The following is a 14,024-nucleotide window of genomic DNA, read 5'->3' as shown; positions in this document are numbered from 1 at the left end:
GCAATCCGGAACCGAGGGCATGCGGTGACGGTCCCCGAGTGTGACTCCTCTGTCACGCAGGGGCACTGAACAGGAACGGAAGGCAATACCGATCATGGCGGACCGAACGGCACGAGCGACCATCCAGGCCGGAGGCGAGTGGCTGGAAGCCGTCTCCGGCGCGACGCGCGAGATCATCGACCCCGCGGACGGCCTGCCCTTCGCCGTGGTCGCCGAGGGTGACGAGAAGGACGCGGAGGCGGCGGTGGCCGCCGCCCGGCGCGCCTTCGACACCGGCGACTGGCCCCGCACGCCGGTCGCCGAGCGGGCCGCGCTGCTGCGCCGGGTGGCCGCCCTGCTCGTACGCGACCGCGAGCAGCTGGGCCTCCTGGAGAGCCGGGACGCGGGCAAGACCGTCGAGGAGGGCCGCGTCGACATCGACTGCGTCGCCGACGCCTTTTGCTACTTCGCCGACCTGGTGGCGGCGGAGGGCGCGGGCCGGGTGGTGGACGCGGGCTCGCCCGGCATCCACAGCGTCGTGGTCCACGAGCCCGTCGGTGTCTGCGCCCTGATCACGCCCTGGAACTACCCGCTGCTGCAGGCGAGCTGGAAGATCGCTCCGGCGCTGGCGGCGGGCAACACCTTCGTGATCAAGCCGAGTGAGATCACCCCGCTGACGACCGTCGCGCTGATCGAACTGCTGACGGAGGCCGGGCTGCCCGCCGGCGTCGCCAACCTGGTCACCGGCCCCGGTCACAGCGTGGGCGCCCGCCTCGCCGAGCACCCCGACGTCGACCTGGTCTCCTTCACCGGCGGACTGGTCAGCGGGGTCAAGGTGGCCCAGGCGGCCGCCGTCTCGGTCAAGAAGGTCGCCCTCGAACTCGGCGGCAAGAACCCCAACGTCGTCTTCGCCGACGCCTGCGCCACCGACGAGGGTTTCGACACCGCCGTCGACCAGGCCCTCAACGCCGCCTTCATCCACAGCGGCCAGGTCTGTTCGGCCGGCGCCCGGCTGATCGTCGAGGAGCCGCTCAGGGAACGGTTCGTCGCCGAACTCGCCCGCCGGGCCGCCCGGATCCGGCTCGGACGCGGCACGGCGGACGGCGTCGAGTGCGGCCCGCTCGTCTCCGAGCAGCAGCGCGCCAAGACCGAGGCGTACGTGGCGTCGGCGCTGGCCGAGGGCGCGGTGCTGCGCTCCGGCGGCAAGCGCCCCGAGCCGTCCGCCGACCGCCCCGCCGGCGGCTACTTCTACGAGCCGACGGTCCTCGACCAGTGCCACCGGGAGATGCGGGTCGTCCGCGAGGAGGTCTTCGGGCCGGTCCTCACCGTCGAGACCTTCCGCACCGAGGACGAGGCCGTGGCCCTCGCCAACGACACCGAGTACGGCCTGGCCGGTGCCGTCTGGACCGCCGACGCCGGACGCGCCCGCCGGGTCGCGGGGCGGCTGCGGCACGGCACCGTCTGGATCAACGACTTCCACCCCTACCTCCCGCAGGCGGAGTGGGGCGGCTTCGGAAAGAGCGGCACCGGCCGCGAGCTGGGCCCCGCCGGACTTGCCGAGTACCGCGAGACCAAGCACGTCTACCAGAACCTCGCGCCACGTCCGGTGCGCTGGTTCGCCGGCTGAGCCCACCCGGACGCCGTACGCGAGAAGCCTCACCGAGGTCTTCGGAAGCCTTTGGAGTACCCCGCCATGTCCCAGTCCCACACCTACGACTACGTCGTGATCGGCGGCGGAACCGCCGGTTCCGTCATAGCCTCCCGTCTCACCGAGAACCCCGACGTCACGGTCGCCGTGATCGAGGGCGGTCCCAGCGACGTCGGCCGCGACGACGTCCTCACCCTGCGCCGCTGGATGGGCCTGCTCGGCGGCGAGCTGGACTACGACTACCCGACCACCGAGCAGCCGCGCGGCAACTCCCACATCCGGCACAGCCGGGCCCGCGTCCTCGGCGGCTGCTCGTCGCACAACACGCTCATCGCCTTCAAGCCGCTGCCCTCCGACTGGGACGAGTGGGAGGAGGCCGGTGCCAAGGGCTGGGGCGCGGTCCCGATGGAGGCCTACTACGCCCGCCTCCTCAACAACATCGTCCCGGTCGACGAGAAGGACCGGAACGCCATCGCCCGCGACTTCGTCGACGCGGCCCAGAAGGCGCTGGGCGTCCCGCGCGTGGAGGGCTTCAACCAGAAGCCGTTCACCGAGGGCGCCGGCTTCTTCGACCTCGCCTACCACCCCGAGGACAACAAGCGCTCCAGCGCCTCGGTGGCCTACCTCCACCCGGTGATGGACGAGCGGCCCAACCTGACGATCCTGCTGGAGACCTGGGCGTACCGGCTGGAGCTGGACGGCACCCGCGCCGAGGGCGTCCACGTCCGCACCAAGGACGGCGAGGACCTGCTGATAAGGGCCCGCGACGAGGTCGTGCTGTGCGCGGGCGCCGTCGACTCCCCGCGGCTGCTCCTGCACTCGGGCATCGGCCCGGCCAAGGACCTCGAAGCGCTCGGCATCCCTGCGGTGCTCGACCTCCCGGGCGTCGGCGAGAACCTCCTCGACCACCCCGAGTCGGTGATCGTCTGGGAGACGAACGGCCCGATCCCCGAGAACTCCGCGATGGACTCCGACGCGGGTCTGTTCGTGCGCCGCGACCCCGAACACGCGGGCCCGGACCTGATGTTCCACTTCTACCAGATCCCGTTCACGGACAACCCGGAGCGACTCGGCTACCGGCGGCCCGAGTTCGGCGTCTCGATGACCCCGAACATCCCCAAGCCGCGCAGCCGCGGCCGGCTGTACCTCACCAGCGCCGACCCGTCCGTGAAGCCGGCGCTGGACTTCCGCTACTTCACCGACGAGGACGACTACGACGGCCGCACCCTCGTCGACGGCATCCGCATCGCCCGCGAGATCGCGAAGACCGAGCCGCTGGCCGGCTGGCTCAAGCGCGAGGTGTGCCCGGGGCCGGAGATCCTCGGCGACGCCGAGCTCGGCGAGTACGCCCGCAAGGTCGCGCACACGGTGTACCACCCGGCGGGCACCTGCCGGATGGGTTCGGCGGACGACGACCAGGCCGTGGTGGACCCGGAGTTGAGGATCCGCGGGCTGGACGGCATCCGGATCGCCGACGCCTCGGTCTTTCCGGCCATGCCGGCCGTGAACCCGATGATCGGAGTGCTGATGGTCGGCGAGAGGGCCGTGGACCTGATGAAGGGCGGTGCGTGATGAGTGCTACGACCCCTGTCTTCTCCGTCGACGGTCTGTGGAAGGTCTTCGGCCCGAAGGCCGAACGCGTTCCCGGGGACCCCGAGCTGACCGGGCTCGCGCCCGCCGACCTGCGCGCCCGCACCGGCTGTACGGCCGCCGTCCGTGACGTCTCCTTCGACGTGCGCAAGGGCGAGGTCTTCGTGGTGATGGGGCTGTCCGGCTCCGGCAAGTCGACCCTGGTGCGCTGTCTGACCCGGCTCATCGAGCCGACCGCCGGCACGATCGCCATCGACGGCGAGGACGTCCGTGCGATGGACAAGGGCCGGCTGCGCGCACTGCGCCGGCACCGCGCCGCGATGGTCTTCCAGCACTTCGGGCTCCTTCCGCACCGGTCCGTCCTCGACAACGTGGCGTACGGCCTGGAGATCCAGGGCGTCGCCAGGTCCGAGCGGCGCAGGCGAGCGCAGGAGGTCGTCGCCAAGGTCGGACTCGAAGGCATGGAACAGCGCCGCCCGGGCCAGCTGTCCGGAGGCCAGCGCCAGCGGGTCGGGCTGGCGCGGGCGCTCGCCGTCGACCCCGAGGTGCTCCTCTTCGACGAGCCGTTCAGCGCGCTCGACCCGCTGATCCGGCGGGACATGCAGGAGGAGGTGGTCCGCCTGCACCAGGAGGAGGGCCGCACGATGGTCTTCATCACGCACGACCTGAGCGAGGCCCTCAAGCTCGGCGACCGTATCGCGCTGATGCGGGACGGGCGGGTGGTGCAGCTCGGTACGCCGGAGGAGATCGTGGGTTCCCCGGCCGACGACTACGTCCGGGAGTTCGTGCGGGACGTACCGCGCGAGCAGGTCCTGACCGTGCGCTCCGCGATGCGGCCCGCACAGGACGGCGAGGCCGCGGCGGGACCCGCGGTCGGCCCGGCCGCGACGGTCGCCGAGGCGATCGACGTGGTGGCGGGGGCCGGCGCCCCGGCGCGAGTCGTGGACGGGGACCGGTGCGTCGGTGTCGTCGACGCGGAGACGTTGCTGGAAGTTGTGGCGAAGGGTGCTGCGGGCAGCACTCCGTCCGCGGCCGAGCGGGGGCCGGGTGCGCAGTTCCCCGCGACCCCGGTCGAGCACGCGGACCGTCCGTCGGAAGGTTTCGAGGCGGGCCCGGCCGCGGGCGGTCGTGCCGCCGGGACGGCACGGGCGGGCGCGGCGGCACCCGGCGAGCGCGGGCAAGTGAAACCCCCCGCCCCGCGCACCAGTCCGGAGGGCGTGTGATGGCGTCGATCACTGTCCCGAGCCCCCGTCGAGCGGCGCTCCCCGGGAGCCCGGCCGCCCGCAAGCTGATCGCCCTGGCCGTGGTCGCCGCCGTCCTCGTCCCGCTCGCCAACTCCCACTGGGCGTCGGCCGCGTGGCCGCACGACCTCACCGTCGACCTGTCCGCACCGCTGACCTCCGCCAGCAACTGGGTCATCGACAACCGCGACACCCACCCCCTCTTCCTCTACTTCCTCGGCTACATCAGCAACGCCGTGGTCCTCACCGTCCGCGTCGTCTACCTCGCCCTCCTCGCCGCGGGCTGGCCCGGCGTCACCGTGCTCGCCGCCGCCGTCGCGCACCGCGTCGCCGGCCCGCGCCTCGCCGCCGGTACGGCCGCCGCGTTCCTCGTCTGCGGTGCCCTCGGCATGTGGGTGCCGACGATGCAGACCCTCGCGCTGATGGTCGTGGCCGTCCTCGCGTCCGTCGCCGTCGGCCTGGTCCTCGGCCTCGCCGCGGGCCTCTCCGACCGGCTGAACCGCGGCCTGCGCCCGGTCCTGGACACCATGCAGGTGCTCCCCGCCTTCGCCTACCTGCTCCCGGTGGTCCTGGTGTTCGGCATCGGCGTCCCCGCGGCCGTCCTCGCCACCGTCGTCTACGCCGCCCCGCCCATGGCCCGGCTCACCGCCCTCGGCCTGCGCGGCGCCGACCCGGAGGTCCTGGAGGCCGTGGAGTCCCTGGGCGCCACCCGCGTGCAGCGGCTGCTGACCGCCCGTATCCCGCTGGCCCGCAAGGAGCTCCTGCTCGGCCTCAACCAGACGATCATGATGGCGCTGTCGATGGCCGTCATCGCCTCCGTCATCGGCGCAGGCGGCCTCGGTGACCGCGTCTACCAGGCGCTGGCCTCCGTCGACGTCGGCGCGGCCCTCGCCGCAGGCATCCCGATCGTGCTCCTCGCGGTCGTCCTGGACCGGATCACCGCCGCGGCGGCCGACCGGGGCGACACCCGCCCCGGCAAGGCCGGCCTCCTCCGCGCCCTCGCCGTCACCGTGGCCGTCGCCGTCGCCGCCCGTCTCCTCGGCGGCCTCGACTGGCCCGCCGCCTGGACCCTGGACTTCGCCGAGCCGGTCAACCGAGCCGTCGACTGGATGACCGCCCACCTGTACTCGGGCGTCCCGGTCGTGGGCGGCACCGCCGACTGGGCGGCCCACTTCACCACCTGGATCCTGGACCCCGTCCGCGCCGGCCTGCAGGGGCTGCCCTGGTGGTCGGTGCTGCTCGTGGTCGCCGCCCTCGCCTGGCTGATCGGCACCTGGCGCACCGCGCTCACCGCCGTCCTCGCGATGGCCGCGATCGGCGTACTGGGTGTGTGGGAGCCGTCGCTGGACACCCTGTCCCAGGTCCTCGCGGCGGTCGCCGTCACGCTCGTCATCGGCTTCACGACCGGTATCGCCGCCGCCCGCAGTGACCGCGTCGAACGTGCCCTGCGCCCGGCCTTGGACGTGTTCCAGACCATGCCGCAGTTCGTGTACCTGATCCCGGTCGTCGCCCTGTTCGGCGTCGGCCGTGCGCCGGCCGTGGCGGCCGCCGTCGTCTACGCGCTGCCCGCCGTCGTACGGATCACCGCCCAGGGGCTGCGGCAGGTCGACCCAGCCGCCCTGGAGTCCGCGCGGTCGCTCGGCGCGACGGGCCGGCAGCAGCTGTGGCAGGTCCAGCTGCCGCTCGCCCGGCCCGCGTTGCTGCTCGCCGTCAACCAGGGCGTGGTGCTGGTTCTCGCCGTCGTCATCATCGGTGGCCTGGTCGGCGGCGGCGCGCTCGGCTACGACGTCGCCTTCGGTCTCGCCCAGGGCGATCTGGCGACCGGCCTGGTGGCCGGTGCGGCCATCGTCTGCCTGGGCCTGATGCTCGACCGGGTCACCCAGCCCACGGAGCGCCGTACCAGGAAGGGAGCCTGACCATGCGCCGTACGCCCCTGGTGGCCGCCGCCTGCGTGCTGGTCCTCGCGACCGGCTGCGGTGCCGCCGACATGACCAAGCAGGCCTCGCCCTTCGCCAACGCGCGGGGATCGAGGACCGTGACCCTGTCCGTGCAGTCCTGGGTCGGCGCGCAGTCCAACGTCGCCGTCGTCCAGTACCTCCTCGAACACGAACTGGGCTACCGCGTCGACACCGTGCAGGTGGACGAGATGCCGGCCTGGGACGCGCTCAGTCAGGGACGCGTCGACGCGATCCTGGAGGACTGGGGACACCCGGACCAGGAGAAGCGGTATGTGAAGGACAAGAAGACCATCGGCCGTGGCGGGGACCTCGGCGTCACCGGGCACATCGGGTGGTTCGTGCCGACCTACCTGGTCAAGCAGCACCCCGACATCACCGACTGGAAGAACCTCAACAAGTACGCCTCCCTCTTCCGCACCGCGGAGAGCGGCGGCAAAGGCCAACTCCTGGACGGCTCACCGTCGTACGTCACCAACGACAAGGCGCTGGTGAACAACCTGAAGCTGGACTACCAGGTCGTCTTCGCCGGGTCCGAGGCCGCCCAGATCACCCAGATGAAGCAGTTCGCCAAGGAGAAGAAGCCCTTCCTGACCTACTGGTACTCGCCCCAGTGGCTGTTCGAGAAGGTGCCGATGACCGAGGTGAAGCTGCCGCCGTACCGGGAGGGTTGCGACGCCGACGCGGCCAAGGTCGCCTGCGCCTATCCGCACACCCCGCTGCAGAAGTACCTCAACGCGGACTTCGCGAGGAGCGGCGGCAGGGCGGCGGCGTTCCTGAAGAAGTTCACGTGGACGACCGAGGACCAGAACGAGGTCTCGCTGATGATCGCCGACCAGAAGCTGAGCCCTCAGGAAGCCGCCAGGAAGTGGGTGGACGCTCACCCCTTGGTGTGGAAGAAGTGGCTGTCCTGAGCAACAGCTCTTGATCGCTTCGCCGTTCGAGGTGTCACACGTCCCACTGAAAAGCGGGGGACACAGCGGCCATCGCCCGCGCACGGCCGTGACTTGATCAAGCTGGTGTCTTCTGTGAAGGAGACGCCATCGTGCGAATTTCTGACATTCAGCGCTGCGAGGTCCGGCCCGGACGGCTAGTCGAGTGGACGTTCAGCCCGGCGACCGTCGCGGCCGCGACAGCGCTCCCACCGGATCCGCGGCCGCCTGCGTACATCCAGGAGTCGCACATCAGAACGGCGCGAGCGGTGCGCGAGGACGGGCTGTTCGTACCGACCTGGCTCGGCACGGCGTTCGACCTGCCGGGCCGGGCCGACCTCGACGCGCTGGAAGAGGCCCTGCGCGACTGGACGTTGCGTCACGAGACGCTGCGCAGCGGCTTCCGGTGGGAAGGCGACGACATGCGCCGCTTCACGCTGGACGCGAGCGACGTGACGCTGCACCGCGAGGTGGTCGGCGACTTCGCCGACGCGGCGGTGCTGACCCGGTACCTGCAGGACCGTTTCGACGTCGCGGCGGACGCGCTCGACTGGCCGAACCTCATCTACGCTGCGGTCGTCCGTGACGACTCCACCAGCGTGTACATGGCCTTCGACCACACCAACGTCGACGCCTACTCCCTCCAGCTCACCTCGAACGAGATCCAGGGGCTGTACACGTCGGGCGTCACGGGGCGGTCCGTCGCCGGTGCGCCGGTGGGAAGTTACATCGACTTCTGCCGGCACGAGCGGGCGAACGCGGACGGGATCGACGACACGCACGCGATCGTCGGGCGCTGGCGGGAGTTCATCGGCCGCTGCGACGGGCGGCTTCCGGAGTTCCCCGTCGACCTCGGCCTGGAACCCGACGGCGGGCTGCCCGCCCAGAAGCTGATGTGCGAGCCGCTCGTCGACGCGGACACCGCCGCCGCGTTCGAGGCGCACTGCCGCGCCTACGGCGGCAGCCTGGTAGGCATCCTGGCCGCGACCAGCCTGATCGTCCAGGAGCTCGGCGGACAGCCGGTCTACCGTACGGTCGTGCCGTTCCACACCCGGCTGAAGTCCGAGTGGTCGGACTCCGTGGGCTGGTACGTCGGCGGCGCACCCATCGAGGTCCCGGCGGCACGGGACTTCGACGGCGCGCTCGCCACGGTCCGCGCCGAGCTGCGGGCCAACCGGTCGCTGGCGCGCATTCCGCTGGCCCGCGTACTGCGGCTGCTCGGCAAGGACTTCCGGCCCACCTCGCCCGACATGTACTCGATCGTCTCGTACACGGACGCCCGCCTCACCCCCGGCTCGTCCGGCTGGGCCGAGCAGAAGACGTACGCGCTGATCCGGGTGTCGTACGGCGACCAGGTGTGTGCCTGGGTGAGCCGACTGCACGAGGGGCTGTGGTTCGCCTGCCGTTACCCGGACACCGAAATCGCCTACAAGAACGTGCGGCGATATGCCGAAAGACTACGGGACTTGATCGCCTCCGTCCCGGCGAGCGACCACCTGGTGGCCGCGCAGCCGGAATTCCGCTGACCCAACTTCCCTCTGATACGACCGTATTGGTATCGGCGACGGAATACGGAGAGCAAAAACTCGCGGTCGGCTACTGCTAGTGTTTGCGTGGTCACGCTAGGCGATTGGTCTTGATGTGCTCGATGTGCACGAAAAGAACCGAGGTTTTCATGCGCAAGCTTCAGAAGGTCGTGCTCATGGCGGCGGCCGGTGGCCTGCGTCGACCAATGGAGAACCCGTGCGCACGTTCCAGAAGGCAGTCCTCGTGGGCGCCATGCCCGGCAGTGTCGACGCGCTCACCGGTGTGGCGTGCAACGTGCTGAACGGCGAGGGCGACCCGGGCGCGCAGCAGAACCACCTCGGTTCGGACATGGGCTGCAACAACCAGGCGCTCTGACGAACCGCCGGGCATGTGCTCCGCCGCCGTGCGCGCAACCGCTTCGCGAAGCGAACCGTGGCGCCGGACGCCGGCGGAGCGTCGGCCCGGCACCTCGTACCGTCCCGATGCCGGTACGAAAGCCAGTACTTCTCTCGTTTTTTGTATTTCACCGATCGCGGGTGAACGCCCGCGACGTGTCTGGAAGGACAGGGACCCATGAAACGGGCTACCCGGAACAGTGTGATCGCCTTCGCCGTCGCGTCTGGTGCGATGGCGGTCGCGGGCCCCGCGTGGGCCGACTCCGCCGCGGACGGATCCGCGGCGGGCTCGCCCGGCGTGTTGTCCGGCAACGACATCCAGTTGCCGGTGAACATCCCGGTCAACCTGTGCGGCAACACCGTCGACGTGGTCGGGATCCTCAACCCCGCGATGGGCAACCGCTGCGCCAACGAGGGCGGCAAGTCCACGGATACGGACGGAGCGACGGCTGTCGGCACCGCCCACGACTCGCCGGGCGTTCTCTCCGGCAACACCATCCAGCTTCCGGTCGACGCCCCCGTGAACGTCGTCGGCAACAGCGTGAACGCGGTGGGTGTCGGCAATCCCGTGTTCGGCAACCAGACCGGCGGCACGCCGAATGTGCCGGGCACGCCGAATGTGCCGGGTACGCCGAATGTGCCGGGCACGCCGAATGTGCCGGGTACGCCGAATGTGCCGGGCACGCCGAATGTGCCGGGTACGCCGAATGTGCCGGGTACGCCGAATGTGCCGGGCACGCCGAACGTGCCGGGTACGCCGACGCCGTCCACGCCTCCCGTGCGCCACCAGCCGTCGTCCCCGGTCAAGGCGCACCCGGCACCCGAGCCGCCCGCCCCCGTCGTCCACCACCAGACGGCCGGCACGCTCGCGCACACCGGAACGGGCAACCCGTGGGCGCCGGCCGCGGCGAGCCTGGCGTCGCTGGCCGCCGGAGTGCTGCTGTACCGGCGCTTCCGCCCGGGAACGGTGCATCACGTGCGGTGATTCCGGCCGCCCCGCGCGGCGGAGCCCGGCGGCGATCTCCCGGACCGCCGCCGAGGCGCCGGTCCGGAGGGTCGCCCGACCTGCCTACGCGTGCTGCCCAGGCGTGTAGTGTCCCGGCACCAGACGGCAGGTCACCCCGAACCGGTTCCATGCGTTGATCACCGTGATCGCGGCGATCAGCTGCGCCAGCTCCGCCTCCTCGAAGTGCTTGGCGGCGCGCTCGTACACGGCGTCCGGCACGAAACCGTCCGTGAGGACGGTCACCGCCTCCGTCAGCCCCAGCGCCGCCAGCTCCTTCTCGGTGTAGAAGTGCTCGGACTCGTCCCAGGCGCTGAGCTGAATGATCCGCTCGACGCTCTCACCCTGCGCCAGAGCGTCCTTGCTGTGCATGTCCACGCAGAGCGCGCAGCGGTTGAGCTGCGAGGCCCGGATCTTCACCAGTTCCAGAAGCTTCGGATCGAGGCCCTTCCGGGCGGCGGTGTCCAGCCGGACCATCGCCCTGAAGACCTCGGGCACCAGCTCCGACCAGGGCAGACGGGGGGTGTGTTCAGGTGCGTACTCAGTTGGGTGTTCTGTGGTCATATCTCGACCCTAGGAGTCAGGCAGCCCAGGAGTATGGTCCATTTCCATGGGGAGAACATGGGCCACTTTGGGGATCGACCTCCATCTGGAACCAGCCGGTCCGAGCCTGCGCCGAGGCCTGACCGACGCCCTGCGTGAAGCGGTCCGCGGTGGCCGACTGCTCCCCGACACCCGGCTCCCCTCCTCCCGGTCCCTCGCGGCCGACCTGGGCATCGCCCGCAACACCGTCGCCGACGCCTACGCCGACCTGGTCGCCGAAGGCTGGCTCACCGCCCGCCAGGGCTCCGGCACCCGGGTCGCGACCAGGGAGCCGACGGCGTCGCCGGCCGGTCGGCACGGAGCGACGCCCGTCCCCGGGACGACCGCGCACCGCCCCGCCTACGACCTGCGCGCCGGCCACCCCGACGTCTCCGCCTTCCCGCGCGCCGAATGGCTCAAGGCGGCCCGCCGCGCCCTCACCGCCGCTCCCCACGAGGCCTTCGGCTACGGCGATCCGCGTGGCCGCGTCGAACTGCGCACCGCGCTCGCCGCCTACCTCGCCCGTGCCCGGGGGGTGCGCTCCGACCCGGAACGCATCGTGATCTGCGCCGGGTTCGCGCACGGCCTGAGCCTGCTCGGCCGGCTGCTGCGGGCCCGTGGCGCCGACACGGTCGCCGTGGAGTCGTACGGCCTCGACGAGCACTGGCGGCTGCTGACGGCGGCCGGACTGCGCACCCGCCCGCTGCCCTTCGACGGACTCGGCACGGACACCGGGCAACTGCCCCGGGGCTCGGCCGCGGTGCTGCTGACCCCCGCCCACCAGTTCCCGATGGGCGTGCCGCTGCACCACGACCGGCGGGCGGCCGTCGTGGACTGGGCCCGGCGCAGCGGCGGCCTGGTCCTGGAGGACGACTACGACGGCGAGTTCCGTTACGACCGCCGTCCCGTCGGCGCCCTCCAGGGCCTCGCCCCCGACCAGGTCGTCTACCTGGGCACGGCCAGCAAGTCCCTGGCGCCCGGACTGCGGCTGGCCTGGATGGTGCTGCCGCCGGGCGTCGCCCAGGAGGTGACGGCGGTCAAGGGCGGCGTGGACACCTTGGGGGCGCCGGACCAGCTGACCCTCGCCGAGTTCATCACCTCAGGTGCCTATGACCGGCACGTCCGTGCGTCCCGCTCCCGCTACCGGCGGCGCCGGGACGCCCTGGTCGCGGCCCTCGCGGAACGCGCCCCCGAGATCCGGGTCACCGGCATCGCGGCCGGTCTGCACATGTTGCTGCGGCTCCCGCAGGGCACCCGGCACCGGGTGATCCGGGCCGCCGCCGCGCACGGACTCGCCCTCGACGGCCTCGCCCCGCGCCACCGCCATCCCGACGCGGTCACCGCGCCCCTGGACGCCCTCGTCCTCGGCTACGGCACCCCCGCCGACCACGCCTGGTCGGGAGCGCTGGACATCCTGTGCACGGTGCTGTCGGACCCCGCCGTCACCGGCGCCGAGTGAATCCCCTCCCCGGACCGACCTCATCCGGCGGCGGCCTCCTCGGCCTCCTCGGCTGCCTCCGCCTCCCAGCGCAGCAGGTCGCCCGGCTGGCATTCGAGCACCTCGCAGAGTGCGGCGAGTGTCGTGAACCGTACCGCCTTGGCACGGCCGTTCTTGAGGACCGCCAGGTTGGCGGGCGTGATCCCGACCCGGTCCGCGAGTTCGCCCACGGACATCTTCCGCCGGGCCAGCATCACGTCGATGTCGACGGCGATCGGCATCAGATCACCTCGTCCAACTCGGCCTGCATCTGCGTCGCTTCGACATCGCGCGCGACGGCCTGGGCGAGCAGCATGCGCAGCACGAGCACGATGAGCGCGACCCCCAGGACGGCCAGGCCGATCCCGCCCATGACGACGCTGACGCCGGGGTCGTCCCGCTGGCCGGGCGCGTTGACGGCCGTGACCGTGAACCACAGCAGGGCGACCGCCACGATCGCGCCGATCACCCTGTCCACGTAGCGGAAGGCGGCGTGGGAGAACACGGTTCCGCGTCGCACCATCGTCACCAGCCGCCACACGCTGACCAGGGCCACCTGGACCGACGCCATGCCCAGGACCGTGATCACGCGGAACGTGGTCAGCGGGAGCGAGCCGTCCTCCGGGTCGCTCCCGCTGACGAGCACCCACACCATTCCCGCCTGGACGAACACGGTGCCCGCGAGCACCACCGCGAGCACGGCGCGCAACGCACGCACTGTCAGCTTCCCCACGACCCGTCCTCTCATCGAGTTACGATGAGAATCTATCGATTTTCGATAGGTGGGGCAAGGGGTGGGCAGGGTGCGGAGCGACGAGCCGGGGGTCTCAGTCCTCCTCGGCCGTCTCCGTCGTCTCCGTCGTCTCCGCCGTCCCCGGCGTCTTCGGCGCCTCCCCGAACCGGGCCAGCGCCAGTGCCCCCGCGACGGCCACGGTGAAGCCGAGCACCCCGAGCCAGGCCAGCCCCTCGCGGGTGCGGTCCCCGAGCCACACCACGCCGATGGCCGCCGGGCCGATCGTCTCCCCGATCACCATCCCCGCCGTCGCCGTGGTCACCGAGCCGCGCTGCAGAGCCGAGGTCAGCAGCAGGAAGGCGCCGCCCCCGCCGACGAGCAGCGCGTAGGCGGCCGGGTCGGTGAGCAGCCCAGGCGGCCACAGGGTGTCGATGAGCCGCACCGACACCTCCACCACCCCGAACCCGAACCCCGCCCCGAGGCCCAGCAGCAGCGCCCGCCACCGCCCCGACAGCCGCCCGCCGGCGAGCCCGAGCAGCAGCACCCCCACCGCGGTCGCGAGCATCGCGTACGCCAGCGCGTCCGATCCGGCCCGGTCGCCCTCCGGCCCCGACGCCAGCCCGAGCATCGCGAGCCCCGCGCACACGACCCCCACCGCGCCCCACTCCAGCCCGCTCAGCCGCACCCGCAGCAGCCGGGCCGCGACCACCGCGGTCACCGCGAGGCTGGACGCCAGTGCCGCGCTCACCGCGTAGATGGGGAGCGAGCGCAGGGCCAGGATCTGGAAGACGAACCCCAGCCCGTCCAGCCCGAGTCCGGCGACGTACCGCCACTGCCGGACGGCCCGCAGCAGCAGCGCGGCCTCCCCGCCCGCGCCGTCACCGGCCGCCCGCGCGGCCATCGCCTGCAGGACCGTCGCGGTGCCGAAGCAGAGCGCGGCGGCGAGAGCGCACACCATTCCA

The 14,024-nt window shown here is 71.9% G+C and carries 13 protein-coding genes; 9 read left to right on the top strand and 4 right to left on the bottom strand.

What is annotated here, in order from left to right:
- The first annotated feature begins 94 nt into the window (after positions 1–94).
- The 8 genes from ACFXI4_RS10555 (at position 95) to ACFXI4_RS10520 (ending at position 10,252) form a co-directional block, all read left to right on the top strand.
- Positions 95–1,606, top strand: coding sequence for an aldehyde dehydrogenase family protein (locus ACFXI4_RS10555; protein WP_384989353.1), 1,512 nt, complete (start codon positions 95–97; stop codon positions 1,604–1,606).
- A 66-nt stretch (positions 1,607–1,672) separates the two neighbouring features.
- Entirely contained in the window at positions 1,673–3,199 is a 1,527-nt protein-coding gene (locus ACFXI4_RS10550) for a GMC family oxidoreductase (protein WP_384989352.1), read from the top strand.
- Positions 3,199–4,440 carry a glycine betaine/L-proline ABC transporter ATP-binding protein gene (locus ACFXI4_RS10545; RefSeq protein ID WP_384989351.1) on the top strand — a complete coding sequence of 414 codons (1,242 nt, stop codon included), beginning with the start codon at positions 3,199–3,201 and terminating at the stop codon, positions 4,438–4,440. The genes ACFXI4_RS10550 and ACFXI4_RS10545 overlap by 1 nt, the downstream gene beginning before the upstream one ends.
- Positions 4,440–6,374 carry an ABC transporter permease gene (locus ACFXI4_RS10540; protein WP_384989350.1) on the top strand — a complete coding sequence of 645 codons (1,935 nt, stop codon included), beginning with the start codon at positions 4,440–4,442 and terminating at the stop codon, positions 6,372–6,374. The genes ACFXI4_RS10545 and ACFXI4_RS10540 overlap by 1 nt, the downstream gene beginning before the upstream one ends.
- A 2-nt stretch (positions 6,375–6,376) precedes the next feature.
- On the top strand, positions 6,377–7,327 hold the full coding sequence (locus ACFXI4_RS10535; protein ID WP_384989348.1) for an ABC transporter substrate-binding protein: 951 nt from the start codon (positions 6,377–6,379) through the stop codon (positions 7,325–7,327).
- A gap of 131 nt (positions 7,328–7,458) precedes the next feature.
- A complete protein-coding gene (locus ACFXI4_RS10530; RefSeq protein ID WP_384989346.1) occupies positions 7,459–8,871 on the top strand; it encodes a condensation domain-containing protein in 1,413 nt (470 codons plus the stop codon).
- A gap of 217 nt (positions 8,872–9,088) precedes the next feature.
- Positions 9,089–9,247: a hypothetical protein gene (locus ACFXI4_RS10525; RefSeq protein WP_384989345.1), complete on the top strand. Its 159-nt coding sequence runs from the start codon at positions 9,089–9,091 to the stop codon at positions 9,245–9,247.
- Positions 9,248–9,469: 222 nt separating this feature from the next.
- A complete protein-coding gene (locus tag ACFXI4_RS10520; protein ID WP_384989343.1) occupies positions 9,470–10,252 on the top strand; it encodes a chaplin family protein in 783 nt (260 codons plus the stop codon).
- Positions 10,253–10,336: 84 nt separating this feature from the next.
- On the opposite strand, the gene ACFXI4_RS10515 is transcribed toward ACFXI4_RS10520, so the two are convergent.
- Complete coding sequence (locus tag ACFXI4_RS10515; RefSeq protein WP_384989342.1) at positions 10,337–10,834, bottom strand: carboxymuconolactone decarboxylase family protein; 498 nt, start codon at positions 10,832–10,834, stop codon at positions 10,337–10,339.
- Positions 10,835–10,880: 46 nt separating this feature from the next.
- On the opposite strand from ACFXI4_RS10515, the gene ACFXI4_RS10510 reads away from it, so the two are divergent.
- The gene (locus ACFXI4_RS10510; RefSeq protein WP_384989340.1) at positions 10,881–12,311 is read left to right on the top strand and encodes a PLP-dependent aminotransferase family protein; all 1,431 of its coding nucleotides are present in this window, start codon (positions 10,881–10,883) and stop codon (positions 12,309–12,311) included.
- Positions 12,312–12,331: 20 nt separating this feature from the next.
- On the opposite strand, the gene ACFXI4_RS10505 is transcribed toward ACFXI4_RS10510, so the two are convergent.
- The 3 genes from ACFXI4_RS10505 to ACFXI4_RS10495 all read right to left on the bottom strand — a co-directional run bounded on the left by ACFXI4_RS10505 (position 12,332) and on the right by ACFXI4_RS10495 (position 14,020).
- Positions 12,332–12,571, bottom strand: coding sequence for a helix-turn-helix domain-containing protein (locus ACFXI4_RS10505; RefSeq protein WP_384989339.1), 240 nt, complete (start codon positions 12,569–12,571; stop codon positions 12,332–12,334).
- The gene (locus ACFXI4_RS10500) at positions 12,571–13,062 is read right to left on the bottom strand and encodes a DUF2975 domain-containing protein (protein ID WP_384989337.1); all 492 of its coding nucleotides are present in this window, start codon (positions 13,060–13,062) and stop codon (positions 12,571–12,573) included. The genes ACFXI4_RS10505 and ACFXI4_RS10500 overlap by 1 nt, the downstream gene beginning before the upstream one ends.
- A gap of 94 nt (positions 13,063–13,156) precedes the next feature.
- Complete coding sequence (locus ACFXI4_RS10495; RefSeq protein WP_384989506.1) at positions 13,157–14,020, bottom strand: hypothetical protein; 864 nt, start codon at positions 14,018–14,020, stop codon at positions 13,157–13,159.
- Between the last annotated feature and the right edge of the window lie 4 nt (positions 14,021–14,024).

It is taken from the genome of Streptomyces sp. NPDC059224 (genome assembly GCF_042754285.1).
Taxonomy (GTDB): Bacteria; Actinomycetota; Actinomycetes; order Streptomycetales; family Streptomycetaceae; genus Streptomyces.
The sequence above is the reverse complement of the archived record's forward strand: the minus strand, read 5'-3'. Positions and strand labels throughout refer to the sequence as shown.